Consider the following 25755-nt stretch of genomic DNA (forward strand, 5'->3'; position numbering starts at 1 on the left):
AACCGATACCGTCAGGCCACGCGGCCCAAGCGATGATAGAGATTGGCATATTTGACCGATTCAGGCTGGTCCTGCACTTCGCGCAGATAATGGGCGATGGCGGTGCGAATGAGGCTGAAATCCTCCTGACTGAACACCGCGCGCGAACGGGCGGGCTGGGGATGGCCGTGGGTCGGTTCGATCGTCTGCGCCTGCATGAGTCGGTTTCCTTGTGTGATGCCCCATAGCGTTGGGGCCATGGACAGCGATGTAGACAGATGCGGCGGCGGCTCACAGGCCGATGAATGGCCGCCAGTCATGATTTGAATTGGTCATAGTGTCAAATCATGACATAATGACCGCATGGCAGAGGCTGGCGATCGCAAACTCTATCTTGGTCCCAAGCTCCGCGTGCTTCGCCGCGAACTGGGCCTCAACCAGACGCAGATGGCCGAGGAACTGGGCGTGTCGCCGAGCTACCTCAACCATCTGGAGCGTAACCAGCGTCCGTTAACGGCCCAGATGATGCTGCGGCTCGCCAATACCTATGACATCGACATTCGCGATTTCGCCGCACCCTCGACCGATGGCGGGCCGCGCGAACTGGGCGAGATATTGTCCGACGCGCTGGTGCGCGACATCGGCATATCGCGCGACGAGGTGCTGGAGGTCGCGGAAAATTATCCGGGCGTGACCGAGGCGGTGGCGCGTTTCTACCGGGCGCTGACCGACCTGCGCCGGGTGCCGGGGGAGGCGCTTGCGGGCGGGGCGGAGCGGGTCCCGATGACCGCGCCGATCGACTGGTTGCGCGAGATGATCGCGCGGGCGGGCAATCATTTTGCCGAGATCGACGCCGGCGCGGAAGTGATCGCGGCGGATTTGCCGGAAGACCCGGCGCTGCTTCAGGCGGCCTTGCGCACGCGGCTCAAGGACCGGCATGGAATCAGCGTGCAGACGGTCCGGGCAGACCTGATCGCGGGACGGCTGCGCCATTTCGACATGCACCGCCGCCGCCTGATGCTGAGCGAGCGATTGGCCCCATCGGGCCGACTGTTTGGCGTAGCCTGGCATCTGGTGGCGCAGGAACTGGTCGAGGCCATCGCCGCGCAGGTTGCGCGCGCCGCGCCGCCGGACGAGGACAGCCGCCGACTCGCGACGATCGCACTCACCAACCATGCCGCCGCCGCGCTCGTCATGCCCTATGAGCGGTTTCGCCAGGCGGCCGAGCAGAGCCGGCACGACCTGCCATTGCTGTGCGACCGGTTCGGCGTGTCGATGGAGCAGCTGGCCCATCGCCTGACCAGCCTCAACCGCACCGGGGCGCGCGGCATCCCCTTTTTCATGGCAAAGGTCGATGGGGCGGGGCAGATCGCCAAGCGGTTCGATGGCGAGGCCTGGCCCTTTGCCCGCTATGGCGGCACCTGCCCGCGCTGGGACGCGCATGACGCGCCAGCATCCGGGGCAATCGCCGCGCAGCTGATCGAGACAATGGAGGGCAAAAGATTCGTCACGCTGGCGGCCAGCCTGCCGCACGGGGCGGCCGGCGGGCGCGCGCGGAGCGTCATCGCGCTGGGGTGCGAAGCCAAACATGCCGCCCGCATTGTCCATGCCGATGGGCTGGACGCAGACCGGAGCGACGCGACCGAGGTGGGACCGGGCTGCCCACTATGCGAACGTCGCGCCTGTCCTGACCGCGCATTGCCGCCGGTCACGCGCGCGCTGGACCTGCACAGCTATGAACGGACGACCGCACCTTACCCGTTCCGCCGGGTCTGAGGAGGAACGTGGGAGCCTAATCAGGCCGCGACTTCTTCCGCGTCCTCCGGCTCCACCTTCTTGCGATCAGTGAACCAGATGGCGATGATCGTGACTTCGTAGAGCAGCAGCAGCGGGATGGCGAGCATCAGCTGCGACACGACATCGGGCGGGGTGAGCACGGCGGCCAGAACAAAGGCGGCGACGATCATATAGCGGCGCAGGCCAATCAATTGCGCGCGCGTAACAAAGCCCGCGCGGTTGAGCAGCATCAGCAGCACGGGCATCAGGAAACTGATGCCGAAGGCGAGGATGAACTGCATGACAAGGCCGAGATAGGCGTCCGCGCTGGGCAAGGCCTCGACCGACAGGCCGCTGCTGTCGCCCTGAAACTCCAGAAAGAAGTGGAAGGCGGTGGGCATCACCACGAAATAGGCGAGGCTGGCGCCCATGGCGAAGAGGAAGGGCGTCGCCAGGATGAAGGGCAGCAGCGCCTTTTTCTCGCGCGCGTACAGGCCGGGCGCGACAAAGGCCCAGAGCTGGTTGGCGATAATCGGGAAGGAAAGACAGAAGGCACCGAAGAACGCGATCTTCACCTGCACGAAAAAGGCTTCGTAAAGCTTGGTGTAGACTAGGCGCCCGCCGCCATCGCCGAAGGCTTCCTTGAGCGGGTGGACGAGGATGGCGAACAACTGCTCGGAAAAATAGAAGCAGATCGCGCCGGTGATGGCGAGCGCATAGACGCATTTGAGCAGCCGGCCGCGCAGCTCGATCAAATGGTCGAGCAAGGGCGCCTTGCTGTCGTCAATATCGTTGATCATGCCGCCGTGTCGCCCTTGTGCGCAGGCATGGCATCGTCGTCCTTGGCGGGGGCTTGCGCCACATAGGGCGGACGATCGACAGCCGGTTCCGGCGCGGGCGCGGGACGCGATTCGGCGACGAAGGGCGGCTTGGGCGCTGGATCGGCCACATAGGGCGGCGCCTCGGTGCCCCCTGCCCCCTCAGTGACCGACGCGCCCGGTTCGGTTCCGGCATCAGGTGCCGGCAGCGCATCCACCGCCGGCGCAGGCGGATGATCGTCCATGATCCGCTTGTTCTGGGCGGCCCATTTCTTTTCCAACTCTTCCAGCTCGACTTCGCGCACCATGGCGTCGATGCCGGTGCGGAAATGGCGCGCCATGCCCTGCGCCTTGCCTACGATCTGCCCGACCTTGTAGAGCGCGCGCGGCAGGTCCTTGGGACCGATCACGATCACCGCAATGATCACGATCACCAGAAATTCGGTCGAATCGATGCCAAACATGCGCGACTACCGGCCCAAAGGTTGAAGGATCAGGCCTTGGTCTTTTCTTCGGTGGTCGCGCTCGGCGCGTCCTGTTCAGGCACGCGATGACCCTCGATCCGGGTGGCGGGCTTGGCGGGCGTCACGTCGTCATCGTCGTCGGCCATGCCCTTCTTGAAGCTTTTGATGCCCTTGGCAACGTCACCCATCAGGCCGGAAATACGGCCGCCGCCGAACAGCAGCATGACGACCAGGAGCACGATCACCCAGTGCATCAGCGAGAAGGAACCCATAATATTTACTCCTGTCAGAGGGCCTTACTAGGCCTCTTCCTCATCATTTTCCAGAACGGATTGGCCGCCCATAGCCTCCAGTGCCAGATCGACGGGATCGAGCAGCCCGGCGGCGCGCAAATCCTCCAGCCCCGGCAGGTCCCGACGGCTGCTAAGGCCGAAATGTGACAGAAAGTCTACGCTGGTCGCATATATAAGCGGCCGGCCGGGCACTTCGCGGCGCCCCGCCGGACGCACCCAGCCCGCCTCCATCAGCACGTCCAGCGTCCCCTTGGCGACCTGAACGCCGCGGATCGCCTCAATCTCCGCGCGACTGACCGGCTCATGATAGGCGATGATCGCCAGCGTCTCCATTGCCGCGCGTGACAATTTGCGCGGCTCGTCCTTTTCCCGGCGCAGGATATGGGCGAGGTCGGGCGCGGTCTGGAAATGCCAGCGCCCGCCGCGCTCGACCAGATTGACGCCGCGCCCGGCATAGGCGTCGGCCAGACTCGCCAGCGCGGCGGCCATATCGCCATCGCCGACATGAAGTTTCAGTTCGGCCGGAGACATGGGCGCTTCGGCGACGAACAGGGCGGCTTCGATGGCGCGCATATAATCATCGGGTTCTGAATTCACGGCGCCATCCGTCCCGGCACGGCGGCGCGCAGATAGATGGGCTGGAAAATCCCGTCCTGCTGGATATCGAGCCGCCCCTGCCGCGCCAGTTCCAGCGCCGCGACAAAGCTGCTCGCCAGCGCCGACTTCGCCTTGGGCTGCTCCAGACCGGCCGGCAGGAACGCCTCCAGCCGCGTCCAGTCCAGCGCCGCGCCGACCAGCGCGCCGACGCGCTGGATCGCCTCGTCCAGCGTCATGACCGGGCGCACGGCGATGGTGTGGACCACCGGCTGCGTACGCGCGCGAATCTGGCCATAGGCCTGGATCAGATCATAGAGGCTGGCTTGCCACTGCGCCTTTTTGACAAGGGCCAACCCTTCCGGGCGGCGGCGGCGAAACACGTCGCGGCCGATGCGGTCCCGCGCCATCAGCCGCGCCGACGCATCGCGCATCGCGTGCAGCCGCTGCAACCGCAATTGCAGCCGCAGCGCCAGTTCCTCCGGGCTGGGGTCGGGTTGTTCCGCACGGGGCAGCAGCAGCGAGGATTTGAGATAGGCGAGCCAGGCCGCCATTACCAGATAGTCGGCGGCGAGTTCGAGCTTGAGCTGCCGCGCCCCTTCGATGAAGGCGAGATATTGCTGCGTCAGCGCGAGGATCGAGATTTCGCGCAGGTCGACCTTCTGGTTGCGCGCCAGCGTCAGCAGCAGATCGAGCGGCCCTTCCCAATGGTCGAAGCTGACGGTCAGCATCTCCGGCCGCGCCGCGCGGCTGTCCTCATCCTGCGCGAACTGGTCGGCGCTCACTCCACCGTCACCGATTTGGCAAGGTTGCGCGGCTGATCGACATCCGTGCCCTTGGCGACGGCGACATGATAAGCGAGCAGCTGCACCGGTACGGCATAGACCAGGGGCGCGATCAGCGGATGGACCTGCGGCATTTCGATCGTCGCCATGCAGCCTTCGCCCGCGATGGCGATGCCGTCCGCGTCGGAAATCAGCACCACCTTGCCCCCGCGCGCTTGCACTTCGGCCATGTTGCTGACGGTCTTTTCGAACAATGGGCCGCTTGGCGCGATCACGATGACCGGCACGGCATCGTCGATCAGCGCGATGGGGCCATGCTTCATTTCCCCCGCAGCATAGCCTTCGGCGTGGATGTAGCTGATCTCCTTCAGTTTCAGCGCGCCTTCCAGCGCCATCGGATAATCCGGGCCGCGCCCCAAATACAGGACGTCGCGCGCCGGCGCGATCAGGTGCGCCATCGCCTCGATCTGGCCGTCGCGGGCCAGCGCCTGGTTGAGCGCGGCAGGCGCTTCGGACAGGTGCCAGACGATGTCGGCTTCCTCTTCCGCCGTCAGCTTGCCCTTGGCGCGGGCGAGATTGGCCGCCAGCGCCGCCAGCACGGCGAGCTGACAAGTGAAGGCCTTGGTCGATGCGACGCCGATTTCCGGCCCGGCATGGGTGGGCAGCAGCAGGTCCGCCTCGCGCGCCATCGAACTGGTCGGCACGTTGACGACCACCGCGATAATCTGCCCTTCGGCGCGGGCATGGCGCAAGGCCGCCAGCGTGTCGGCGGTTTCGCCCGACTGGCTGATGAAGAGGGCCAGGCCGCCGGCCTCCAGCACGGGTTCGCGATAGCGGAACTCGCTCGCCACATCGATGTCGACGGGGACACGGGCGAATTTCTCGATCCAATATTTGGCCACCAGACCCGCGTAGAAGCTGGTGCCGCAGGCGACGATGGTGATGCGCTTCACTCCGCCCAGATCGAAATCCATGTCGGGCATGGCGATCTGATTGTCCATGCGGCGCAGATAGGAACGCAGCGTCTGGGCGACGACGACCGGCTGCTCGTAAATTTCCTTCTGCATGAAGTGGCGATGATTGCCCTTGTCGATCATCGCGCCCGACACGCCGGAAATGGTGACGGGGCGATCGACGGGGTTGTTGTCCTTGTCGAAAATCTCGGCGCCGTCGCGGGTGATGACGACCCAGTCGCCCTCCTCCAGATAGGCGATGCGCTGTGTCAGCGGCGCGAGCGCCAGTGCGTCGGAGCCGAGGAATGTTTCGCCCTCGCCATAGCCCACCACCAGCGGCGATCCCAGCCGCGCGCCGATCAGCAGGTCGGGATGCGCCCGAAAGGCGATGGCGAGCGCGAAGGCGCCGTGCAGGCGCGGCAATATGGCGCGCACGGCGTCGGTCGGGGACGCGCCCTGCTCCACCTGCTCGCTTACCAGATGGGCGACGACTTCGGTGTCGGTCTGGCTGTCGAAATGACGGCCGCGCGCAACAAGTTCCTCGCGCAGCGGCTTGAAATTTTCGATGATGCCATTGTGGACCAGCGCCACCTGCGCCGTCGCATGCGGATGGGCGTTGCTGGTGGTCGGCGCGCCATGGGTGGCCCAGCGGGTGTGGGCGATGCCGGTGGTGCCGGGCAGCGGTTCGGCGACCAGTTCCTTCACCAGATTGTTGAGCTTGCCCTCCGCGCGGCGGCGTTCGATCGCGCCGTCATGGATGGTGGCGACGCCCGCGCTGTCATAACCGCGATATTCCAGGCGCTTCAAACCATCGACCAGCCGTTCCGCCACGTCGTCCCTGCCGATGATCCCGATAATGCCGCACATGAAGGAAACGCCCCGCTATTTTGTCCCGCTCAAGCCCCTCGCGCGCCGCAATCGGCTGCCAAGGCCACGGACCAGCCATTAAAGACTCCGCGCCCCTGCGCCAACAGCGCGGCACAACTATTTCGGCGCGGCGGGCCGGATGGTGAGGAACCAGATGTCGGGCGGGGCGAGCATGCGAAAAGGCAGGCCGCTGGTGCCCACGCCTGCAGCGACGATCATCTGACGCTGGCCATCGCGATAACGGCCGCAGGCATAGCGCGTCCCATATTTCGACGGCACATAGACGATGCCGGCGAAGGGGAAGGCAATCTGGCCGCAATGGGTATGCCCCACCAGCGTTAACAGGGGCGCGTCGGGCAGGCGCGGAAATACATCCGGCCCGTGCGACAGGAGGATGGGCGCGCCGCCGACGCGCGCCATCGCCGCCAGCGTCCCGTCAATCGCGGGCTTGCGGGTATAGATGTCCTTCAGCCCGCCGATCGCCAGCGGCCCGCGTCGCACCGCACCGTCCTGCAACAACGTGATGCCGACCGCATGGAACGCCGCCTGCCAGTCGCTCGCGCTCATGGCCCGGCGGTTCTGCTTGCTGCGGCTGTCATGATTGCCCAGCACCGCCACCACCCCCATCGGCGCGCGCAGCGCGGCAAAGGGGGCGATGCTGGCGCGCGCATCATAAATGGCCGCGCCCTTGTCATCGCCGATATAATCACCGCCCAGAAGGATGAGGTCTGGCCGCAGCGCGTTGATCTGCGCGACGATCCGCGCCATGCGCTGCGGGCTGTTGTCCGGGCCGGACAGATGCGTGTCGGTCAGCAGCGCGACGGTGACGGGGCGCAGCGCCGCACCAGCCGGATAGGGCAATGTCACCTCCGCCCGCCGCACCACCGGCATCGCCCGCGCATTGTGGATCAACCACAGGGCAAAGCCGACGCCCAGTACCAGCAACGCCGCCAGCCCCAGGAGCAATTTGCGGATCACGAGCGGTACGCGCTCAAGGGCGCAGCTTCTTCGCCTGCATCCTTTCGCGGAAGCGGGCCGCCCAGCCGGTCTTGCCGACCTGTTCGGGCCGGACGAGGCAGAGCGAATCCGGCTCTACCGGACGGGTCACCACGCTGCCGGCCGCGACGATCGCGCCCGCGCCGATGCTGGCCGGCGCGACCAGCGCGCTGTTGGAGCCGATGAACGCACCCGCGCCGATCTCCGTCCGATATTTGAAATAGCCATCATAATTGCAGGTGATGGTACCCGCGCCGATATTGGCCCCCGCCCCCACGCTGGCGTCGCCGATATAGGACAGGTGATTGGCCTTGGCCCCTTCGCCCAGCGTCGCCTGCTTGATCTCGACGAAATTGCCGACCTTGGCCTTGGCGCCGATCTGCGCGCCCGGACGCAGCCGCGCATAGGGGCCGACGGCCGCGCCGCTGTCGACGCTGGCCCCTTCCAGATGGGAAAAGGCGTGGATGATGACGTTGTCGGCAATGGTGACGCCGGGGCCGAAGACGACATTGGGCTCCACCACCACGTCGCGACCCAATAGCGTATCATGCGAGAAGAAGACGGTTTCGGGCGCGACCAGCGTCACGCCGTCGCGCATCGCATCGGCCCGGCGGCGCGCCTGCCACAGCGCCTCCACCCCGGCCAGTTCAGCGCGGCTGTTGACGCCCGCCACTTCCCACGCGTCGGTTTCGATGACCGCGCTCTGGCCGCCGGGCAGCATGACGATGTCGGGCAGATAATATTCGCCCGCTGCATTGTCGTTGCCGATCGCGTCGAGCAGCACGAACAGGTCGGTCGATCGCACCGCCATCAGGCCGCTGTTGCACAGGGTGACGGCGCGCTCGGCTTCATCGGCGTCCTTATATTCCACCATTTTCTCGATAATGCCCTGCCCGTCGGCGATGATGCGGCCATAGGCCGCCGCATTGTCGGGACGAAAGCCCAGCACCACGGCGCGCGGCTCATCGCCCCGGTTGAGCCGGTCCAGCATTGCGCGCATCGTGTCGGCGCGCACCAGCGGCACGTCGCCATAAAGGATCAGCACATCGCCCGCGAAACCGGCCAGCGCGTCATGCGCCTGCGCGACCGCATGGCCGGTGCCCAGCTGCTGGTCCTGCACGGCGACAATCGCGCCGGTGCCTTCGACCGCACGCTCGACCTGATCCCGGCCCGCGCCCACGACCACCACCTGCCGTTGCGGCGACAATTGCGCCGCGCTCGCCAGCAGATGCAGCAGCATCGGCCGCCCGGCCACCGGGTGCAGCACCTTGTGCAGCGACGATTTCATCCGCGTCCCCTGCCCGGCGGCAAGGATGATGACGGCAAGCGGGCGAGCGGCGGAACTGGTCACGATGATTTCCCGATGATTGGCCTGTGCTGGGCGTTCTGTGCCATGTTTGCCTTGCCTTTGCCACCGCGCACGCGGCATGGAACGCGGCCATGAACAGCATTCCCTTCGATATTGTCGGCTTTGACCTGGATGGCACGTTGATCGACACCAGCGGCGATCTGGCCGCCGCGGTCAATCATGCGATCGGCACCATCGGCCGCGATCCCTTCCCTGCGGCCGACATCCGCCCCTTCGTCGGCAAGGGCGCGCGAGTGATGCTGCAACGCGCGCTGGATGCGTCGGGGGGCTGTGACGCGGCGATGCTGGCCGATTTGTTGCCCATATTGCTCGACCATTATGCGCAAAATCTGACGATCCATTCGACGCCCTATCCCGGCGCGGTCCGGGCGCTCGACGCACTGGCGGCGCGGGGCGTGCGGATCGCCATCTGCACCAATAAGGCGGAGCGGTTCACCATTCCCCTGATGCGGCAGATCGGCCTCCATGACCGGTTCGCTTCCATCGTCAGCGGCGACACCGTCGGTGTATCCAAGCCCGACCCCGCGCCCATCCGGGCGATGATCGAGCGTGCGGGCGGCGGCCGCGCGATCTTCGTGGGCGACACGATCAACGACATTGCCGGCGCGCGCAATGCGGGCACCGCCAATATCGCGGTCGGCTTCGGTTTTCTGGACGGGCCGGTGGAGCAACTGGGTGCGGACGCGGTGATCGCGCATTTCGACGAGCTGGTGCCGCTGCTGGAACGCTGGCCGGGATGAGGCCGCGGGCATGACGCTGCGCCTGGAGCACGACGGGCCGATCGCGCGCCTGCTGATCGACCGGCCCGCGCGCCGCAACGCGATGACGCAGGCGATGTGGGAGGATGCGCCGCGCCTCGTCGCGCAAGCCATGGCCGACGATACGGTGCGCGTGCTGATCCTCGCCTCCGCCACGCCCGGCCTGTTCTGCGCCGGCGCGGATATCGACGAATTTGCCCGCTGCGCGGCCGATCCCGACTGGCGCATTGCCAATCAGGCCGCGATCCGTTCCACCCAATATGCGCTGGCCCATGCCGACAAGCCGGTGATCGCCGCGATCGGCGGGGATTGCATAGGCGGTGGTTGCGGCATGGCGATCGCCTGCGACCTGCGCATCTCTGCGCCCGCCGCGCGGCTGGGCATCACGCCCGCGAAACTGGGCATCGTCTATTCGCTGTTCGACACCAAGCTGCTGGTCGACCTGGTCGGGCCAGCGCGGGCCAAGCGCATCCTTTTCACCGGCGCGCTGCACGATGCGCAGACGGCGCTTACAATTGGCCTGATCGACGAGATCGCGCCCGATCCGCTTGCCGCCGCCGATGCGATCGCCCGCGCGATCGCCGCCAATGCCCAGCACAGCGTGCGATCCGCCAAGGCGATCATCCGCCGCATCCTCGACGGCCAGGCCGACGACGACGATGCCACATTATCGCTGTTCCGCGACGCCTTCACCCTGCCCGACTTCACCGAAGGCGCCGCCGCCTTCCGCGAAAAACGCCGCCCGAATTTTTGAGCATCCAAGCAAAAAGGGGCAGATAACCGCCCCTTTCCTTTCTATCACTATAGGACCAGTCACATCACATCGTGATTTTGGCACCCGCATACATATAGCGGCCGACATAGCTGATCGGATAGTTGCTCGACGCAATCGAAGGTTGCTGGTCGAACAGATTGTTGGCGCCGACATAGAAACGGAAGCGTTCGTCCACGTCATAGGCGACATAGAGGTCGTGCTGCCACTTTTCCTTGTACCACAGATATTTGGATTCCGCGATGTCGGGATTGGCATTGGTCTGTTCGATTTCGTAGCGCCGCGTCTTGCTGAACCAGCTGATGCCGTAGTTGACGGTCAGCTTGTCAAGCTTCCAGGTGATGTCCCCGGTCGCGTTCCACTTGGGATAATAGGGCTCTTCGCGATCGACATCGACGGTCGCGCCCGGGGTCGGGATGAACTCCAGCTTGTTGAGATAGCCGCCAACCAGCGATAGGGCGAAGTTGCCGGCGCTGGCGGTTTCAAACTGATAGTTCAGCTTGAAATCCGCGCCGGAGGTACGGAAATTGGCCACATTCTGAGGCTGCACGAACCAGCCGTTGATATAGCCGGTCGTGGGATCGCGCGAGATATTGCCGCAGAAGACATTGTCCAGCGACGGCTGGTCGACGCATAGTTCGGCGACTTCCTCGGCCGTGGCGGTGTTGACCGCGTTCTTCAGCTTGATGTCATACCAGTCGAAGGATGCCACCAGCCCGCGAATGAAGCTGGGCCGCACCACGACGCCCGCCGTCCAGGTCCGCGCGGTTTCTTCACGCAGATTGCGATTGCCGCCGCTGTTTCCGGGCAGGCTGACCGTCGCCGTCGGATCATTTTCCGGGTTGAAGGCGGCAATCTGATCGGGCGTCAGGCCCAGGGCAGACAAAGCCGCCTGGCAATTGGCGGCGCGATATTGCGTGCCTTCGCCGATATAGACCGGGTCGCACGGATCGCCGATGAACGAGAAGCCCCCATTCAGCGGAGCGAACAATTCCGTGATGTTGGGGGCACGCACCGCTTCCGACCAGGTGCCACGGAAAGTGATGTCCGGGATCGGCGCGTAGGTGCCGTCCACCTTCCACGTCGTCGTCTTCCCGATGGTCGAATAATCCGACAGGCGGAGCGCGGCCCCGAAGCTCAGATTATAAGCGAAGGGCACTTCCTTGAGTACCGGTACCGACAATTCGCCGAAGACTTCCTTGACGTCGAAGCTGCCGCGTTCGGGAAGCTGGAGCGAGAAATCGGCGAGCGCTCCCTGCTGGAGCAGATCGTCAGGCACAAAGCTGCTCTTTTCCTTACGATATTCCGCGCCAAGAGCAAAGCCGACCGGACCGCCCGGCAATTCGAAGAATTGGCCGAAATCGCCGGAGATGGACCCCGACACGACATGCTGCTGAATCTTCGCGCGGTTCATGATGTCCGCATTGACCCAGTCGAGCGCAGCCTGGCTGGGCGATCCGTTGCCCAGCAGGTTGAGCGGCTGGCACCCACTGCCGGCGCCAGGCGTGAAGGTCGTGGCCGGCGCGTCATAATTGTCCGGATTGATATTGCCCGTCGGGTCGAGGGTCGAGCGGCAGACGATCTGGCCAGTCGCCGGATCGCGCACCGCGTCGATCGCCGCCCAATAGCGATCGCCGATGCGATAGTCGGTCAGCAGCACCTTCGACTTGGTCTGGCCGAAGGTGTAGGACAGTTCGTAGCGGGCATGATCGGAAATCGCGCCTTCAAAGCCGCCGACAAAGCGCATCGTTTCGCGGTCATTCTCCTCACCGCGGACGCCCATGTCGAAATTGTCGCGGGAAATCAGCGCACCATCGGGTGCCAGCGCGCCGAACTGATCCTGCAAATAGGCATTATCAGGCGACAGATAGGTGAAGAAGTCGAAGGATGGCTGCGCCAGCGTCTTCGTCTTGTTCTTCACATATTTTGCTTCGAAGAAGAATTTGACGGCGTCGCTGAAATCATAATGCGACAGCAGGTTGATATTATGGACACGGTTATAGGCCTGCAAATCGCCCTGATAGCCAGCAAGCGGCGTGCTGTCGCCGCCCTGCGTCAGGCCGCCCGACGACGGCAGCAACGTGCCGCGATCATAGATTTTGCCTTCGCCGGTATAGTCGGGAATGCCATCGAAATCGACGTCGATCGCGCCGCCCAGCGAACTGTCCGCATAGCGCAGATTATTGGTCGGCACGCGATCGGGGATGTTCGGATCGTCGGGAAAGTCGAGAGGATTGCGCACGATGCCATAGGTGTCGAGCGGATTACCAGTGCGCGCCCGGTTGAAGCTGCTCAACCGATCCTGTTCGCGAAATTCATAGGATAGCGCGATATTGCCGCGCCCGTCGCTGAAATTGCGGCCATAGGTCAGCGATCCATAACGCTGCCCGGCGTCGCCGCGGCTGGAAATGCCGACCTGGCCGCTTGCCTTGAACCCGTCGAAATCGCGCTTCAGGCGGAAATTGACGACGCCCGACACGCCGTCCGCGCCATAAATGGCCGATGCGCCGCCGGTGAGGACATCGACCGCCTCCACCAGATCATTTGGGATCGTGCTGATGTCCACGGCGGCCGACCCCGCCAAGCTGGCCACATGGCGGCGGCCATTGACCAGAACCAGCGTGCGGTTTTCGCCCAGACCGCGCAAATCAAGCAGCTGGACGCCGACCGCACCGAAGTCCGCGTTCGATCCCGATGTCCGCGCGCCGTTGAGCGAATTGATGAGCGCGGGGTTCTGCGCCAGCGTATCGACCAGCTGGATGTTACCCGCCTGCTCCAGTGCTTCGGCGGTCACCGTGACCAGCGGGTTGGCAAGATTATAGTCGCTGCGCTGAATACGGCTGCCGGTAACGACTATCGTGTCGCCGGCATCGGCGGGCGCGGCATCCTGCGCAAAGGCCGGCGCGACGATCAGGGTGGACAAGGCGCTGGCCGCAAGCAGCCGGCGCGCCGCAACAGCGGTGCGATGCATATATTTTCCCTCTGTTTTGTGAGAGTTCGGGGGCGAACTCAATCCGGTGAAAGACGCCAAAAGCGATCCGACGGATCAACCCCGGTGCGACGAACAGAGGGCAATTGTAACGTTTTTGTTGCGACGTGTAGCATCACTGCAACACAGCCCGAAGCGGACCGCCGTTCGTTCGAAAAGTCTTACTCCCGCTTATCCCCCTACGGCTTCCGCACGCGCGATGAGCGCCCTGGCCTGTTCGACGTGCATGGTTTCGATCATGCGGCCTTCGAAGCGTTCGGCGCCGCCGGTGGCGGCTTCGATCAGGCGGCGGGCGTCGGCCAGGGCCTGGGCGTCTGGGCCGAACACCTGATTGGCGACCGGGACCTGTGCGGGGTGGATCAGCGTTTTGCCATCAAAGCCCAGCGCATGACCCTCGGCGCATTCCGCCTCCAGCCCCGCTTCATCGTCCAGCCGGTTGAACACGCCGTCGAACACCGCGATGCCCGCCGCCCGGGCGGCGAGCACCACCGTCTGCATCGCAAGGCCTAGGCCCGCGCGCCCGGCATTGTCGGGAAGGCCAAGGTCGCGGCGCAGGTCGTTATTGCCCATGAACAGCCCGGCGCAGCCTTCCCCCGCGGCGATGGCATTGGCCGCCAGCACGCCACGCGCGCTTTCGATCATCGCGATCACCGGCTTTTGACTGACGGAAAAGACATCCTTGACCTGCTTGGGATGTTCGACCTTGGGCAGCACCACATAGTCGGCCGCCGTGCCCTTGAGCGCGATCATCTCGCGCCCATGGGTGGCCGCCCCCTCGATATTGATGCGCACGGCGGCAAGCCTTGTTCCAAAACCCTGGCCCAGCGCATCAAGCGCCTGGTCCAGCGCCTCTGCCTTGCGGTCATCGGCCACGGCATCTTCCAGGTCCAGGATCACCATGTCGCACGGCAAGGTGCGCGCCTTGGCGATGGCGCGCGGGTTGGATGCGGGCAGGAACAGCAGCGAACGGGCGTGGCGCAGCAACATGGGGCTTACTCTCCTTTGCGGTTTGACTTTCCTCGTTAACGAAACAGGCGCATGATCCAAGCCGGACATGCCCCTCACGGAAAATGGAAGCGCCATGCTGACCACCTTTGCCCTGACACTGACCGGCCTTGTGCTCTTCTACCTTGCCGTTAGCGTGAAGGTCGTGCGGCAAGGCTATCAATATACGATCGAACGCTTCGGACGGTTCACGGAGGTCGCCCGGCCCGGCCTCAATTTCTACCCCGCCTTCTTCTACGCGGTGGGCCGCAAGATCAACATGATGGAGCAGGTTGTCGATATTCCGGGGCAGGAAATCATCACCAAGGACAATGCCATGGTGTCGGTCGATGGCGTGGTCTTCTTCCAGGTGCTGGATGCGGCCAAGGCAGCCTATGAGGTGAGCGAACTCTATGTCGCGATCATGCAGCTGGCGACGACCAACCTGCGCACGGTGATGGGGTCGATGGATCTGGACGAGACATTGTCCAAGCGCGACGAGATCAACGCGCGGCTGCTGTCCGTCGTCGATCATGCGACCAACAGCTGGGGCATCAAGATCACGCGCGTCGAACTGAAGGATATTCGCCCGCCCGCCGATATCGTCAACGCGATGGGCCGACAGATGAAGGCAGAGCGGGAGAAGCGCGCGCTGATCCTGGAATCCGAAGGCCTGCGCGCGTCGGAAATATTGAAGGCCGAGGGCGCGAAGCAAAGCCAGATCCTCGAAGCCGAGGGCCGTCGCGAGGCCGCCTTCCGCGACGCCGAGGCGCGCGAGCGCGAGGCCGAGGCGGAGGCCAAGGCGACGCAGATGGTGTCGGACGCAATTTCGTCGGGCAATCCGCAGGCGCTCAACTATTTCATCGCGCAGAAATATACCGAGGCGGTGCAGCAATTTGCGACATCGCCCAATGCCAAGACGATCCTGTTCCCGGTGGAAGCGACGCAGCTGATCGGGACGCTGGGCGGCATCGGCCAGCTTGCCAAGGACGCGCTGGGCACCGATGGCCAGCCCATTCCCACCCCGCCCGCGCCGCCGCGTCGCGGCCCGTTCGGCCAGAGCCAGGGGTAAGGGCGATGGCGCGTGACGGCGGCAGGAGAGAGCATGCATGACCGACTGGATCGCCCTGATGGAGGATCATTGGGCCTGGCTGGTATTCGCCGCGCTGCTCGGCATCGGCGAAGTGCTGATCCCCGGCGTATTCCTGATCTGGATCGCGATCGCCGCGGCGATCACCGGGCTTGCCGCGCTGGCGCTGCCGATCGGCCTGCCGCTGCAATTGCTGTTGTTCGCGGCGCTCAGCATCGTGGCGGTCTATGCCGGGCGGCGCTGGTATGTCGACCATCCGGTCGCTTCCACCGATCCCCTGCTCAATGACCGCGCCGCCCGGCTGATCGGCGAGACGGTCAGCGTGGTGGAACCGATCAGCGGCGGCGAGGGCCGGGTACGCGTGGGCGACAGCGTCTGGACCGCGCGCGGCCCCGACGCCCCCGCCGGCGCCCGCGTCCGCATCATCCGCGCGGAAGGCGCGACCTTGTGGGTAGAGGGGGCTGAATAGGGTTATGATTTCGACGTCATCCCCCGGTTGATCTTGAGCACTCTGTCCGTATCCGCCTGCGACCGAGCATAATCACCGAGGGATTCATATATATATCGCCGCGCAGGCGGAGCGCCCATAAGTCATCAGGATCATGCCCGATGGCTGCGGAAAGTTGCTCTATGGCAGCATGGGGATTTCCGCCATGAAGGCTTAGCAGCGCGCGGCCGTGCAGAACGATAACATTAGACCGGTCAATTGCATCAACTTTCTGAAAATCAACAAGTGCTTTCTGGGTGTCCCTTTTCCAAACATAAGCAATACCCCTGTTTGCCAACGCTGTAGCGTTTTCGGGTTCCAAGTTAGCGGCCTCGGTAAAATCCGCTATGGCCCTATCCAACTCGCCATCGTCAAGAAACAGCAGTCCGCGATTGAGGAACGCCTCCCCATTCTTATTGTCTTTTTTGATGGCCTGACCGTAGTGACGAATACTGGCGCTGCGATTGCCGAGTTTGGTTGAAACGAGACCCAGATTGCACCAAACTGCCGAACTTTCGGGATCGAGATTTGCCGACGCGGCGTAGTCTCGTTCCGCCAATATATAATTTTTCTGGTCATAGTGGCCGTTACCCCTAGCCAGCAATATGTCCGATCTCTGCGCTCGACCATTGGCCCCTTTCAGCAACGCATTGCACGCTTCGATTGCCTCTACGGCCGAAAAGCGATCCTGATAATTATGGCATTTTTCCCGCTCTTGCTGGACCGGCGCATCACGAACACCAATCGCGCCCATGGAAATACATAGCCCACCAAGCGTGCCGTTCCACAGTAGCGCTGCCCAAAAGCGCTTAGGCTGAGATTTACGCTCAAATGTCCAGTCCACACCCCTAACGATGGGTTGGATTCGACCCTTGCGAAAAGCTGACACGATTGTGGAAGCCGCCCATAGCCCCATCAGTACGATGAGCAAGGGCCAAAAGGATGGCGACCTGGCGAATGCGTCTGCGGTCGGTGTGAAAATGAATAAACTGAGTGAGATCAAACCAGCGAGAATGAAAAAATTGCGTCTAAATTGCGCCACCGATCGCCAACCATAGTCTTTAGGATCGGAGGTAATATCTCGTCGAAGCGGCGTGTCGGTGAGGTATCTAAAGATATAAAGTGCAGGTCCGTACGCAGCGATTGCAATCGCGAACAATATCCAGACCCGAACCGACACATCATCGAACATCACTATTGATTGGAACATCCGCTCCCAACACGCAAGATATCGTAGAAGCCCCTTCGCTACTCTATCGTCACGCCCACCACCTGCCAGCCTGCATCACCCTGTTCCAGGGTCACGGTTTCGACCGCGTTCGGCTTGGCGGCGAAGTCGGTGCGGAATTTGATGACGGTGTAGCCGGCCGGTGGGGCGGGCAGTTCCTGTTGGCTCAGGAACTGGCGGGAGGATACCGCGCCCAGCGGCACGCGCACCTTGTCCGAAACGGACGCCCATACCTGCGGCGTGTTGAGCTTGCGGAAAGCGGGTCCGAACAGGCGATAGCTCTCGTCCCAGCGGCCGGCGTCGACCAGCGTCAGGAAATCGCGCGCCTTCTGCACCAGTTCGGCATCTTGCGGCGCCTGCGCCTGGGTCGCGGCCGGCTGCGTCGTCGCGCCATCGGGGGAAAGGGTCGTCATGGCGAGCAGGCCAAGGATAAGGGTCATGAGCATCACTCCTGTCAGGATCATGGGCAGGCGGGTTGCCCGCCCCGCGCCGTCCATCAGCGCTGCCTGCTCATCCCCCGGCGCGCGCGCCGCGTCGTCCCTGATTTCGCTGTCCCCAAGATTTTCGGGGGGTCGCGACGCTTCACCTGCCCCTTCCACATCCAGCAGCATCCGGGCCGCTTCCCGGCTGCTCGATACCGCCAGCTTGCGCCGCGCGTCGCGCAGCCGTTCGTTGATGGTGTGAACCGACAGGCCCAGGCTGCGCGCGATCGACTTGGCGTCATGCCCGCGCACCATCAGGCGCAGCGTCTGCTTCTCCTTTTCAGTGAGGGCCAGAACGGCTTCTTCCACGCGGCTGCTCATGGCGATCATGCCTAAGGCCCCTGCCCAGGCGCAGCCACCCCAAAAAATTGGGGTCATGCCGCCGCCCGCGCCGGGAATGGCCTCCGTTCGCCTCACCGGGCGCTCGCATGACCGGCAGACTGGCGCGCGCCGCGTCGTTCATTCATCAATCGGCAATATTCGCCGGAACAGGCAGGACGGGCTTATTCAAGAGGATGGAGGATCACCCATGTCTATCACGTCAAAGGGAGGCGCCGCGCTGCTGGCATGTGCGTTGCTCACCGGGCCGATGGCGAGCCCGCTGGCAGCACAGGACGCGCCGCCGGCCGACCTGTCGGCCACGATTACCGAACCCGAGCCGGCCCCTGCCGAAGCGGTCAAGGGACCGACGATCGAAGGCTTCATCTCCGCGCGCAGCGGCGACCAGATGCAGGTCACGGGCGAGGATGGCGCGAACAATGTCGTGGCCATCGGGGAAGCGACCGTGGTGCGCGCGAGCGGCGGCTTCCTGGGGCTGGGCCGCGAAACGCTGGGGCCGGACGCGCTGCTGAACGGTCTGCCCGTCAGCGTCGAGACGGTGCAGGGCGCGCAGGGGCTGGTGGCGACGCGCATCGCGCTCAAGAACAAGGACCTCAAAACCGCGTCGATGATCCGCAACGGGACGGCGCAGGGCTTTGCCGAACAGAGCGCCGCGACCGAGGCGCTGCGCGGCCGGGTTGCCGATATCGACCAATATAATGTGAAGGGGACCACCAACGTCAATTTCGACACCGGCAAGACCGCATTGTCGCCCCAGGCCAAGAGCGATCTGTGCGCCACGGCGGCCAGCGCCGAACAGATGGACAACGCCCTGCTGCTGGTCGTGGGCTATACCGATTCGACCGGGTCGGAAGAGTATAACCAGATGCTGAGCGAGAAGCGTGCGGGGCGGGTGGTCAATTATCTGCAACAGCATTGCAACTGGAAACCCTATCGCATGCTGACGCCGACCGGCATGTCGGAAGCCCAGCCGATCGCCAGCAACGACACCGCGCAGGGCAAGGCCGAAAACCGCCGCGTGTCCGTCAACATCCTGGTCAGCAAGGGGCTGGACGGGATGTAGGACCCGACCGTGGCGGAAGGCGCGCGGCGTGGGTTCAGGCCCCGCCGCGTTCCTTGACCCAAGCATCGACATTGGCGGCGAGCACGGTCATCGGCACGCCGCCCCCCTTCACCACCATGTCGTTGAACAGGCGAAAGTCGAACCGGTCGCCCAGCGCCCGTTGCGCGTCCCCGCGCAGCCGTACGATTTCGCCATGGCCGACCTTGTAGCCGCAGGCCTGGCCCGGCCATGCGCAATAGCGGTCAACTTCGCCCTGCACATCCTCCAGCGTCGATCCGTTGGTGCTGGCGAACCATTGGATCGCCTGATCGCGCGTCCAGCGCTTGGCGTGCAGGCCGGTGTCTACCACCAGCCGGCAACAGCGATAGGCGATCGACTGGAGATAACCCAGCCGCCCGGCGACATCGCCATCATAGACGCCCAGCTCATCGCCCAGCTGCTCGGCATAGAGCGCCCAGCCCTCGCTATAGGCGTTGAACGCCAGCAGCGATCGGATCAGCGGCAGTTTATAGGTATATTCGCCCTGCCATATATGGCCCGGTATCCCTTCATGATAGCAGAGCGTCGGCAGGCTGTAGCGCGGCCAGATGCCGGTATCGCGCAGGTTGATATAATAGTTGCCCGGCACGCTGCCGTCGATGGAGCCGGCCCCGGCATAGGCGCCCGGCGCGCCCGCCTCTATCTCCACCGGCACGCGCTTGACGATCAGCTTGGCCGGCACCAGCGTTGCAAAGGCGCGCGGCAGCCGGGTGCGGATGTCGGCGAGCCGCCCGTCGATATAGGACAGGATCTGCGCCCGGCCTGCATCGTCATTGGGGAAGAGGTAGCGCGGGTCCTTCCCCATGGCGGTCATGCGTTCACCCACCGTACCCTTGGTCATGCCCAGCCCCTTGAGCAGGCCGTCCATCTGCCCTTGCAGCGCGGCAAGCTGGTCAAGGCCAAGGCTGTGCACCTCATCAGGGGTCATGCGCGTCGTCGTGCCCGCGCGCAGCGCCCAGCGATAATAGTCCTCGCCCTGCGGCAGTTTCCATACCCCCGCGTCCATCGTCGCGCCCTGACGCTGGCGCTGAAGTTCGGCGCGCTGGCGGGCGAGCGCGGGCGCGACCTTGTCGCGCACGATCGCCTGCGCGCGCGCGGCATGGTCCCCCGGCACGTCCTGCGTACGGCGGGCCAGCGAGGCGACGGGCACCCATTGATCGATGGGCTGCGCCTCCACCCGCGCCATCTGCCCCAGCGTCTTGTCGAGCAGGAAGGCGGGCGCGACGACGCCGATGCCCGCGTCATGGCGCAGGCGCTGGGTTTCGCCATCCAGATTGGCGGCATAGGCCTCCAGCCGGGACAGATAGGCGTCCGCGTCGGCGGCATTGCCGATCTTGTGGTTGGAATCGAGGAAGTCGGGGGTTTCGACGAAGCTGCCGGTATTCTGTGCCACCGCATAAGGGCTGTTGCGGTAGGACCAGTTGCTGTTCATCATCGCCATATCGCCGAACGGGAAGGCGAAACCGTCCGCCGCAAGTTCGTGCGACGTGCGCACCACCTCCACATCGGTGCGGGTCGCGGGCGACAGCGCATTGAGGTCGATCGCGCGCAGCCGCGCCAGCCGGTCGCGCACATGGGCGGCGATGCGCGCTTGGCCTGCCGGGCTCTTGTCGCCCAACCGCGCCTTGAGCGGCGCGCGCGCGCCGGTGTCGATGCCAAGGCCGCTGGCGGTTTCCGGCGCATCGACCAGCATCGCTTCGGCCATCTGCGCCAGCAGCGCCTCGGCCTGCGCGTCCGCGGCGGTGGCGGCGCGCGCACGGGGCGGCAGGGCGGACAGGGCCAGCGCACTGGCGCCGGAGGCTAGCAGGTCGCGGCGAGTGATATGCATGGGAAAACGGTCTCCGGCGTGGCTGGTTATCGCCTGCTTTGGCATAGTCGCCGCAAAATTCGATATCTTATTTGACTGTCAGGCCGATGGCGCATCGTCAGGATCATCCTGACCCGTCAGTTTCCAGCGGCGCAGCAGCGGCGGCATGGTCAGCCCCTGGAGGAAGATCGAAAAGGCGACGACGCCGAACGCCAGCACGATGATCTGTCCACGCTCCGGCACGCTGTCCGGCACCGCCAGCGCCAGCGCCAGCCCCACCGCGCCGCGCAGCCCGCCCCACAGCAGCACATGCTGATACGGACCGGGGAGGCGCAGACGGGTCGGACGGAACAGCAGGGCGATGGGGTAAACCGCCGCCGCGCGGCCGACCAGCGTCAGCGCGATGACCACGGCCAGCGCGCCGGACACCAGCGCGAGCGGCTGATGCGCCTCATGACTGCCGATCATCAGGAACAGCAGCGAATTGGCAAGGAAGGCGGCATATTCCCAAAAGCCGAGCACATGGCCGCGCCCATTTTCGGAAATGGCGCGCCGCCAACCCAGATTGCCGACGATGACCCCGGCGACCAGCGCAGCGAACACCCCCGATGCGCCCAGATGTTCGGCCAGCAGGAAACTGCCCCATGCGATGACCGTCGTCAGCGTGATTTCGACCAGATGATCCTCCGTGCGCCCAGCCAGTTTCAGGAGGACGAAGGCGACGGTTCCGCCCGACGCGATCCCGCCCAACACCGTCCAGGCAAGCGCGCCCGCCGCCGCGACAGGGGTCAGCGCGCCGCCGCCCGCCAACCCCAGAAGGATCGAAAAGCCCACGGCGGCGACGCCGTCATTGAGCAGACTTTCGGACTCGACCACCATCCCCAGGCGCGGCTCAGCCCGCATCTCCTTGAAGGCGGCGATGACGGACACCGGGTCGGTCGCGGCGATCAGCACGCCGAAAAAAGCCGCGCCCAGCCAGCTCCATCCGAGCAACCAGTGAAGGCCGCCCGCCACCACGGAGGCGGAAATGGCGACGCCCAGAAAGGCGAGCGTGATCGTCAGCGGCAGTTGATCGCGCAGTCGCTTCCATGGCATTTGCAACGCCGCCTCGAAGATCAGCGGCGGCAAAAAGATGTTGAAGATCAGTTCGCGCGACAGCGGCAGGTCGATGCCGATCGGCAGCAGCGCGAGCACAATGCCCGCCGCCACCAGCCCCGCCGTATAGGGCAGCCCGATGCGCCGCGACACGATCGCCACCAGTGACGTGACGACCAGCAACATGCCAAAGTCGATCAGTTGCAGTTCCGCCATGCCTGTCCCGCCCCCGCCTGCTGCAACCGGTCAGCGCACGACCGATCGCAGCACCGTATAGGCGCTGTCCGATCGTTCAAGCACACTCATGCTGCCATCGCTTTCCAGCACGACCGCGCCCACATCCTCGATCCGGCCGATGCCGCTCTTGCGAATAGACGCTTCCACCTCCGCGCGGGTGACGCGTTCGTCGCGCATCGCTGCGTCGCGAAAATCGCCATCCTCCACCAGCAACCGGGGGCGGGAGCGGACCAGGTCGCTGAACCAGGAGGACCGGATCGACAATTGCGCGACGATCCATTGCAGTAGCGCCAGCATGCAAAAGGCCAGCGCCCCTTCGGCAAAGGCGACATCCTTGGTCAGCAGCACCGTCGCCAGCGTGGACCCGAGCGCGACCGTGACCACCAGATCGAACGCGTTGAGCTTGGCGAGCGATCTCTTGCCCGACAGGCGCAGGACAAAGACCAGCCAGGCATAGGCAAGCACGGAAATGACAAGGACGCGCATGAGGCCGTGCAGGGTATCGAAGAACATGAACATGGAAGCGTTGGGAGCGCCGCGCGGTTCCGCGCCGGCCCAACCTGCATCAGCCAATGGCGTGCCCGGCACGGTCCTGCCTGCGTCGCGCTTGTCAGCGGCCGCTGCGACGGGCAAAGCCATCGCATTCCTTCCCGTTCCGCGAGCATCCATGTTTCCTTCCTTCGACGTCCAAGCCTTTCTGCGCGATCACTGGCAAAAGCAGCCGCTGCTGATCCGCAACCCCTGGGACGCGTGGGCCAATCCGCTGGAGCCTGACGAACTGGCGGGCCTTGCCTGCGAGGAAGGGGTCGAATCGCGGATCGTGGTGCAGACGGACGGCGACTGGGCGCTGGAACATGGCCCCTTTGCCGACGATCGGTTTGCGACATTGGGCGGGTCGCCCTGGACCCTGCTGGTGCAGGCGGTCGATCATCACGCCCCCGATGTCGCTGCACTGATCGCGCCCTTCCGCTTCATCCCCGACTGGCGGATCGACGATGTGATGGTGAGCTATGCCAGCGACGGCGGCGGGGTCGGGCCGCATTTCGACCAATATGACGTGTTTCTGGTTCAGGGGCTGGGCCGCAGGCGCTGGCGCGTGGGGCAGCGCTGCGACCGCGACACGGCGTTGCGCCCGCATCGCGACCTGCGCCTGCTGCCCGATTTTGCCGCGACGGACGAATGGGTGCTGGAGCCGGGCGACATTCTCTATGTCCCGCCCGGCTTCGCGCATGAGGGCGTTGCGGTGGGCGATGATTGCATGACCTATTCGATCGGCTTTCGCGCGCCGTCGCGCCCCGACATGCTGGTCGAATGGGCCGACCATTTGGCCGCCGACATGCCCGATGATGACCTTTATGCCGATCCCGACATTCAACCCGCCGCCAGCCCCGGAGAGATCGAACCCGATGCAATCGCGCGGCTGCACGCCATGACGATCGCGGCGATGGCCGACAGGTCCGCCTTCGCCGCCTGGTTCGGCCAGCATGTGACGGCGCCCAAATATCCCGACGCGGATTGGCGGCCGGAGGAGCCTGTCACGGCCGAGGAACTGATGGCCCTGATCGACGAGGGCGCGGAATTGTGGCGCAATCCGGCGAGCCGCTTCGCCTTCCTGCGCGAAGAGGATGGCGTGACGCTGTTCGTCGATGGCAGCGCCCATCCTTGCGCGGGCGATCTGGCGATATTGGCGCGGCAACTATGCGCGCATCCTGCCGTCACGCTCGACCGGTCGATGGCTGCGGGCATCGACCTGCTTGCGGCGCTCGTCAATCAGGGCAGCCTGATGATCGAAGACGGGCAAGAGGACTGACCCGCATGGCCCGGCTGATCCTGTTCAACAAACCTTATGACGTGCTGTCCCAATTCACCGATTCCAGCATCGGCGCGGACCGGCGCACCTTGTCGGACTTCATCGACGTGCCGCGCGTCTATCCCGCCGGGCGGCTCGACCGCGACAGCGAGGGGCTGCTGCTGCTGACCGACGATGGACGGTTACAGGCGCGCATCTCCAATCCGCGCTTCAAGACGCCCAAAACCTATCTGGTGCAGGTGGAAGGCGATGTGACGCCCGATGCGCTTGCCTGCTTGCGCGCCGGCGTGAGCCTGAAGGACGGGCCGACCCTGCCGGCGGAGGCGGAGCGGATCGACCCGCCTGCACTCTGGCCGCGCGATCCGCCGGTGCGTTTCCGCAAGACCGTGCCCGATTGCTGGATCAGCCTCACCATCCGCGAAGGGCGCAACCGGCAGGTGCGCCGGATGACCGCCGCCGTCGGGCACCCGACGCTGCGACTGGTGCGCTGGCGCATCGGCGACTGGACGCTCGATGGCGTGGCGCCGGGAACATGGCGCGACATGCCGATCTGATGGACCAGCGCGCCTAGGGGCGGAACAGCACGCCGCCGGTCATCGGCGCGGGCGCGCCGGTCGTGCCGGGAAAGCTGATCGGCAGGGCTTTTAAGTGCCGCACCGCCATATAGGCAAAGCCCTGCGCCTCCAGCGCGTCGCCGTCCCAGCCCAGATGATCGACGCCAAGCACTCTGGCCCCCGTCCGCTCGGCGATCATCTTCATCAGCGTGGCGTTATGCCGGCCGCCGCCCGCGACATGGATTTCGGCCGGGCGCTCGGGCAGATGGTCGATCGCGCGCGCCACCGCCGCGGCCGTAAAGGCCGTCAACGTCGCCGCGCCATCCTCAAGGGTCAGGCCCCGCACCGCTTCGATCGAAAAGGCTTCCCGGTCGATGCTCTTGGGCGGCGGCAGGTTGAACCACGGGTCGGCCAGCATCGCGGCCAGAATTGCCCCATTCACCTGCCCCCGCGCGGCGCAGGCCCCACCTTCATCATAGGACGCGTTGCCCTGCATCTGCATCCAATTGTCGATAAGGCCGCTCGCCATGCCGGTGTCGAACGCGATCAGCGCGCCGTCCGATCCGATGACGGTGATGTTGGCGACCCCGCCCAGATTGAGGATCGCGGCGGGCTTGGCCAGCGCGTCAGCCAGCGCGCGGTGATAGACCGGCAGCAGCGGCGCGCCCTGCCCGCCTGCAACGACATCGGCCTGGCGCAGGTCGGCGACCACCGGGATGCCGAACGCCCCGGCCAGCCCCGCGCCATCGCCAATCTGCCAGGTCCAGCCGCGCTCCGGCCGGTGGGCGACCGTATGGCCGTGAAAGCCGATCACGCCGATATCCTGCGCGACATGGCCGCTGCGCCCCAACAGGTCCGCCACCGCCTGCACATGGCGCTCGGTCAAATCCGCCTCGACCGACGCGATCAGCGGTTCGAAGCCCGGCCGCTCCATCGCCATCGCGCGCTGGCACGCTTCGGCCAGGCGCAGGCGAAAGCCCTCGTCATAGGCCATGGCGTGAAATTCCAGCGCCGCGACCGCGCCCTCCCCATCCGTTTCGATGAGCGCAGCGTCGATGCCGTCGCGCGACGTGCCGGACATGAGGCCGATGGCCAGGGTCGATTGAGGCATAAAGGAAAAATCCGTT

25 protein-coding genes are annotated in these 25755 nt (G+C 64.9%); 8 read left to right on the forward strand and 17 right to left on the reverse strand.

Annotation, left to right across the window (positions count from 1 at the left end; all coding sequences use genetic code 11):
* Positions 1-11: 11 nt before the first annotated feature.
* Positions 12-197 (reverse strand): hypothetical protein, encoded by a 186-nt coding sequence (locus LL253_RS08195; RefSeq protein WP_009820985.1) that lies wholly within the window; start codon positions 195-197, stop codon positions 12-14.
* Positions 198-342: 145 nt separating this feature from the next.
* Between LL253_RS08195 and LL253_RS08200 the strand changes: the two genes are divergently transcribed.
* Complete coding sequence (locus LL253_RS08200) at positions 343-1755, forward strand: helix-turn-helix domain-containing protein (RefSeq protein WP_228226871.1); 1413 nt, start codon at positions 343-345, stop codon at positions 1753-1755.
* Between the two features lie 20 nt (positions 1756-1775).
* On the opposite strand, the gene tatC is transcribed toward LL253_RS08200, so the two are convergent.
* The 8 genes from tatC to glmU form a co-directional block, all read right to left on the reverse strand.
* Positions 1776-2555, reverse strand: coding sequence for a twin-arginine translocase subunit TatC (tatC, locus tag LL253_RS08205; RefSeq protein WP_228226872.1), 780 nt, complete (start codon positions 2553-2555; stop codon positions 1776-1778).
* A complete protein-coding gene (locus LL253_RS08210) occupies positions 2552-3037 on the reverse strand; it encodes a Sec-independent protein translocase family protein (RefSeq protein ID WP_228226873.1) in 486 nt (161 codons plus the stop codon). Before LL253_RS08210 ends, tatC begins: the two co-directional genes overlap by 4 nt.
* Positions 3038-3066: 29 nt before the next feature.
* Positions 3067-3309, reverse strand: a complete 243-nt coding sequence (locus LL253_RS08215; protein WP_021228632.1) for a twin-arginine translocase TatA/TatE family subunit — start codon at positions 3307-3309, stop codon at positions 3067-3069.
* Positions 3310-3336: 27 nt separating this feature from the next.
* Positions 3337-3927, reverse strand: coding sequence for an SMC-Scp complex subunit ScpB (gene scpB, locus LL253_RS08220; RefSeq protein ID WP_228226874.1), 591 nt, complete (start codon positions 3925-3927; stop codon positions 3337-3339).
* Positions 3924-4655, reverse strand: coding sequence for a segregation and condensation protein A (locus tag LL253_RS08225; RefSeq protein WP_228227010.1), 732 nt, complete (start codon positions 4653-4655; stop codon positions 3924-3926). The genes scpB and LL253_RS08225 overlap by 4 nt, the downstream gene beginning before the upstream one ends.
* Before the next feature lie 50 nt (positions 4656-4705).
* On the reverse strand, positions 4706-6529 hold the full coding sequence (gene glmS / locus LL253_RS08230) for a glutamine--fructose-6-phosphate transaminase (isomerizing) (RefSeq protein ID WP_228226875.1): 1824 nt from the start codon (positions 6527-6529) through the stop codon (positions 4706-4708).
* A gap of 117 nt (positions 6530-6646) precedes the next feature.
* The gene (locus LL253_RS08235) at positions 6647-7420 is read right to left on the reverse strand and encodes a metallophosphoesterase (protein WP_228227011.1); all 774 of its coding nucleotides are present in this window, start codon (positions 7418-7420) and stop codon (positions 6647-6649) included.
* Between the two features lie 100 nt (positions 7421-7520).
* Entirely contained in the window at positions 7521-8813 is a 1293-nt protein-coding gene (gene glmU / locus LL253_RS08240; RefSeq protein WP_266100930.1) for a bifunctional UDP-N-acetylglucosamine diphosphorylase/glucosamine-1-phosphate N-acetyltransferase GlmU, read from the reverse strand.
* 152 nt (positions 8814-8965) lie between these two features.
* Here glmU and LL253_RS08245 point away from each other — a divergent pair, with 152 nt between their 5' ends.
* Together LL253_RS08245 and LL253_RS08250 are read left to right on the forward strand one after the other, a co-directional pair.
* Positions 8966-9634 carry an HAD family hydrolase gene (locus LL253_RS08245; protein WP_228226877.1) on the forward strand — a complete coding sequence of 223 codons (669 nt, stop codon included), beginning with the start codon at positions 8966-8968 and terminating at the stop codon, positions 9632-9634.
* Between the two features lie 10 nt (positions 9635-9644).
* Positions 9645-10406, forward strand: a complete 762-nt coding sequence (locus tag LL253_RS08250) for an enoyl-CoA hydratase/isomerase family protein (protein ID WP_228226878.1) — start codon at positions 9645-9647, stop codon at positions 10404-10406.
* A 64-nt stretch (positions 10407-10470) separates the two neighbouring features.
* Here the strand turns inward: LL253_RS08250 and LL253_RS08255 are convergent, their stop codons facing one another.
* Positions 10471-13395, reverse strand: coding sequence for a TonB-dependent receptor plug domain-containing protein (locus LL253_RS08255; RefSeq protein WP_228226879.1), 2925 nt, complete (start codon positions 13393-13395; stop codon positions 10471-10473).
* 189 nt (positions 13396-13584) lie between these two features.
* On the reverse strand, positions 13585-14400 hold the full coding sequence (locus LL253_RS08260; protein WP_228226880.1) for an HpcH/HpaI aldolase/citrate lyase family protein: 816 nt from the start codon (positions 14398-14400) through the stop codon (positions 13585-13587).
* A 94-nt stretch (positions 14401-14494) separates the two neighbouring features.
* Between LL253_RS08260 and LL253_RS08265 the strand changes: the two genes are divergently transcribed.
* Together LL253_RS08265 and LL253_RS08270 are read left to right on the forward strand one after the other, a co-directional pair.
* Positions 14495-15469, forward strand: a complete 975-nt coding sequence (locus LL253_RS08265) for an SPFH domain-containing protein (RefSeq protein WP_037542527.1) — start codon at positions 14495-14497, stop codon at positions 15467-15469.
* A 37-nt stretch (positions 15470-15506) separates the two neighbouring features.
* Positions 15507-15956 carry an NfeD family protein gene (locus LL253_RS08270; protein WP_228226881.1) on the forward strand — a complete coding sequence of 150 codons (450 nt, stop codon included), beginning with the start codon at positions 15507-15509 and terminating at the stop codon, positions 15954-15956.
* Between the two features lie 16 nt (positions 15957-15972).
* On the opposite strand, the gene LL253_RS08275 is transcribed toward LL253_RS08270, so the two are convergent.
* Together LL253_RS08275 and LL253_RS08280 are read right to left on the reverse strand one after the other, a co-directional pair.
* Complete coding sequence (locus LL253_RS08275) at positions 15973-17166, reverse strand: tetratricopeptide repeat protein (RefSeq protein ID WP_228226882.1); 1194 nt, start codon at positions 17164-17166, stop codon at positions 15973-15975.
* A gap of 56 nt (positions 17167-17222) precedes the next feature.
* Positions 17223-18005 carry a helix-turn-helix domain-containing protein gene (locus LL253_RS08280; RefSeq protein ID WP_228227012.1) on the reverse strand — a complete coding sequence of 261 codons (783 nt, stop codon included), beginning with the start codon at positions 18003-18005 and terminating at the stop codon, positions 17223-17225.
* 208 nt (positions 18006-18213) lie between these two features.
* Here LL253_RS08280 and LL253_RS08285 point away from each other — a divergent pair, with 208 nt between their 5' ends.
* On the forward strand, positions 18214-19086 hold the full coding sequence (locus tag LL253_RS08285; protein ID WP_228226883.1) for an OmpA family protein: 873 nt from the start codon (positions 18214-18216) through the stop codon (positions 19084-19086).
* Between the two features lie 34 nt (positions 19087-19120).
* Here the strand turns inward: LL253_RS08285 and LL253_RS08290 are convergent, their stop codons facing one another.
* From LL253_RS08290 to LL253_RS08300, 3 genes are all read right to left on the reverse strand, one after another.
* Complete coding sequence (locus tag LL253_RS08290; RefSeq protein ID WP_228226884.1) at positions 19121-20953, reverse strand: DUF885 domain-containing protein; 1833 nt, start codon at positions 20951-20953, stop codon at positions 19121-19123.
* 78 nt (positions 20954-21031) lie between these two features.
* Positions 21032-22243 carry a cation:proton antiporter gene (locus tag LL253_RS08295; protein WP_009820964.1) on the reverse strand — a complete coding sequence of 404 codons (1212 nt, stop codon included), beginning with the start codon at positions 22241-22243 and terminating at the stop codon, positions 21032-21034.
* Between the two features lie 30 nt (positions 22244-22273).
* The gene (locus tag LL253_RS08300; RefSeq protein WP_228226885.1) at positions 22274-22903 is read right to left on the reverse strand and encodes a DUF421 domain-containing protein; all 630 of its coding nucleotides are present in this window, start codon (positions 22901-22903) and stop codon (positions 22274-22276) included.
* A gap of 28 nt (positions 22904-22931) precedes the next feature.
* Here LL253_RS08300 and LL253_RS08305 point away from each other — a divergent pair, with 28 nt between their 5' ends.
* Positions 22932-24074 carry a cupin domain-containing protein gene (locus LL253_RS08305; RefSeq protein ID WP_228226886.1) on the forward strand — a complete coding sequence of 381 codons (1143 nt, stop codon included), beginning with the start codon at positions 22932-22934 and terminating at the stop codon, positions 24072-24074.
* A gap of 5 nt (positions 24075-24079) precedes the next feature.
* Positions 24080-24628 (forward strand): pseudouridine synthase, encoded by a 549-nt coding sequence (locus LL253_RS08310; RefSeq protein WP_228226887.1) that lies wholly within the window; start codon positions 24080-24082, stop codon positions 24626-24628.
* A gap of 13 nt (positions 24629-24641) precedes the next feature.
* Here LL253_RS08310 and LL253_RS08315 read toward each other — a convergent pair whose 3' ends face one another.
* Positions 24642-25739: an anhydro-N-acetylmuramic acid kinase gene (locus tag LL253_RS08315; RefSeq protein WP_228226888.1), complete on the reverse strand. Its 1098-nt coding sequence runs from the start codon at positions 25737-25739 to the stop codon at positions 24642-24644.
* Between the last annotated feature and the right edge of the window lie 16 nt (positions 25740-25755).

This window comes from Sphingobium soli (assembly GCF_020782245.1).
GTDB lineage: Bacteria > Pseudomonadota > Alphaproteobacteria > Sphingomonadales > Sphingomonadaceae > Sphingobium > Sphingobium soli.